A 672-nucleotide genomic window follows, 5' to 3' on the forward strand; every position below is an offset into this window, starting at 1 on the left:
TGTTTCATGAACGGTATTATCTCAGAGTGACATTTTCTTGGAACAGTTATGGGGGACTTTATCACTGAACAACGACAATCTCAAAAATCCCCCCTTGACAAGAACAGCCTTTGAGTCTAGAATGCAACCTGTTGGTTCTGAGGGGCTGTGGCGCAGTTGGGAGCGCGATTCGTTCGCAACGAATAGGTCGAGGGTTCGAATCCCTTCAGCTCCACCATATTCTCTCAATTCGGGGTGTAGCGCAGTCTGGTTAGCGCACCTGCTTTGGGAGCAGGGGGTCGAAGGTTCGAATCCTTTCACCCCGACCAGTGGATGAGGTTTGTGCGGAAATAGCTCAATTGGTAGAGCACTAGCCTTCCAAGCTGGGGGTTGCGGGTTCGAGTCCCGTTTTCCGCTCCATTACCGTGCGCCGGTAGCTCAGTTGGATAGAGCAACGGCCTTCTAAGCCGTGGGCCACGGGTTCGAATCCTGTCCGGCGCGCCATTTTCATCCGCGCAGTTCGCAAGGCAATATGGTGGGTGTAGCTCAGTTGGTTAGAGCGGAGGATTGTGGATCCTCAGGTCGAGAGTTCGAATCTCTTTACCCACCCCAATTCATATGGATCGTTAGCTCAACTGGCAGAGCATCTGACTCTTAATCAGAGGGTTACAGGTTCAAGTCCTGTACGATCCA

6 tRNA genes are annotated in these 672 nt (G+C 52.1%); all 6 read left to right on the forward strand.

What is annotated here, in order from left to right:
• Positions 1-141 precede the first annotated feature (141 nt).
• The 6 genes from D7D26_RS11975 to D7D26_RS12000 all read left to right on the forward strand — a co-directional run bounded on the left by D7D26_RS11975 (position 142) and on the right by D7D26_RS12000 (position 672).
• Positions 142-217, forward strand: a tRNA-Ala gene (locus D7D26_RS11975).
• A 13-nt stretch (positions 218-230) separates the two neighbouring features.
• Positions 231-308, forward strand: a tRNA-Pro gene (locus D7D26_RS11980).
• 15 nt (positions 309-323) lie between these two features.
• Positions 324-399 (forward strand) — tRNA-Gly (locus D7D26_RS11985).
• Between the two features lie 7 nt (positions 400-406).
• Positions 407-483 (forward strand) — tRNA-Arg (locus D7D26_RS11990).
• A gap of 31 nt (positions 484-514) precedes the next feature.
• A tRNA-His gene (locus D7D26_RS11995) sits at positions 515-591 on the forward strand.
• Positions 592-599: 8 nt separating this feature from the next.
• Positions 600-672, forward strand: a tRNA-Lys gene (locus tag D7D26_RS12000).

The sequence above is a fragment of the Pyramidobacter sp. CG50-2 genome (assembly GCF_003612005.1).
Taxonomy (GTDB): domain Bacteria; phylum Synergistota; class Synergistia; order Synergistales; family Dethiosulfovibrionaceae; genus Pyramidobacter.